Source organism: Thauera phenylacetica B4P, from assembly GCF_000310225.1.
In the GTDB taxonomy this organism is placed as follows: domain Bacteria; phylum Pseudomonadota; class Gammaproteobacteria; order Burkholderiales; family Rhodocyclaceae; genus Thauera; species Thauera phenylacetica.
Genome location: NZ_AMXF01000448.1, coordinates 1 through 1,433 on the forward strand (window position 1 = coordinate 1; position 1,433 = coordinate 1,433).

Annotated in this window: 2 protein-coding genes; both read left to right on the forward strand. The window is 76.8% G+C overall.

Going from position 1 to position 1,433, the window contains the following annotated elements:
* Positions 1–573, forward strand: a 573-nt coding sequence (locus tag C667_RS22915) for a hypothetical protein (RefSeq protein ID WP_004388610.1), incomplete at its 5' end; no start/stop codon positions are given.
* An 88-nt stretch (positions 574–661) separates the two neighbouring features.
* On the forward strand, positions 662–1,433 hold a 772-nt coding region (locus C667_RS22920), incomplete at its 3' end, for a hypothetical protein (RefSeq protein WP_004388612.1).

The window sequence follows — 1,433 nt, forward strand, 5'->3', positions numbered from 1 at the left end:
GGCGGCGACGACCTGCGCCGCGCCGCGCTCGACGACCCCGCCCGCTTCGCCAGCGCGCGCCTGCGCGCCGGCGCCGAGCCACTCCCCGCTCGGGCGGTGATCGCGGACGCCTTCATCCGCTTCGTGACCTGCCGCCAGGCGCTCACCCCCGCGTTTGCCAGTGGCCCCTTCGACGCCCTCGACGCGGTCGAGACCGCCCGCCTGCGCGATGGCTGGGAGCTGCACCTGGTGCTGCGCGGCGACGGCCTCGACGACGACTTCGACGGCCTGCCGCTGCGCGATCCCGATCTCTCGGCCCTCGACCCCGCCGCGCGGCGCGACGCCCTGCAGGACGCGGTGCTCGACGCCTGGCCCAGCCTCGCCGGCCAGCTCGACGCCAACGGCGACCTGCCGCGCCCGCCCGGCCACCCGCCCGGCCTCGACCCCACCGCGATCTTCCTCGCCCGCGTGTTCGTCGCCGTGGGCGCCGGCAATCCACCCGAGCGCACCGGCGCGGTGATCGTGGACAACTGGGGGCGACGCATCCTGCCGCACCTGGGCCTCTTGGCCGGCGCCCTGGGCGCGGGCCTGTGAGGCGGCGAGGGAGCGAGAGAACGATGACAACCCGGCAGCCGACCCGCCTGCCGATGCGCGCGCCCCCGGGCGTGCCGGAGGATTCACCATGGACCTGAGGACCGCAACCGCCCGCCCCACGCTCGCCGCAGCCGAAGTGGCCGCGCTGCGCGCCGCCGGCGTGCTGATCGAGGACCCGCGGCGAGAACGTCCGCGCTACTTCGACGGCCGCTTCCTCGCCGCGCGCGACCTGATCCGCGACCAGCAATACATCCTCGCACGCGAGGCCGACCTCGGCCGCGCCGCCGGCAGCGGCGTGGCCGGCGGCCTGGAGGTCAGCCGCGGCGAGGGCGACCGCATCGAGATCGCCGCCGGCCACGGCGTCACCCCCGCGGGCGAGCTGGTGGTGCTGCCGCGCGCGGCGAGCGTGCGCCTGGGCGACATCCCCCATGCCGAGCAGCTCTCCGCCCGCTTCGGCCTCGGCCGCATCGCGCAGCCGCCGCTGCGCAACCGCACGGGCCTGTTCGTGCTCGCGCTGCGTCCGGTGGAGTTCACCGACAACCCGGTCGGCGCCTACCCCACCACGATCACCGGCCCGCGCACGGTGGAGGACGCCGACATCGTCGAGGCCACCGCCGTGGTGCTGGTGCCGTGGAACGACGACGGCGCCGCCGACGCGCTCGACGCGCGCCGCGGCCGCGCCGCGGCGACGATCTTCGCGGGGGATGGGGCGCGCGCGCTGTCCTCGAACGTGCTGGCGCTGGCGATGATCGCCTTGCAGAACAACGTCCCGGTGTGGATCGACACCCCGCTCGTGCGCCGCGAGCTGGGCGCCGAGCGCGCCGACCTGCCCGGCCTCGGCCACGCCCCGCGCGCGCTGC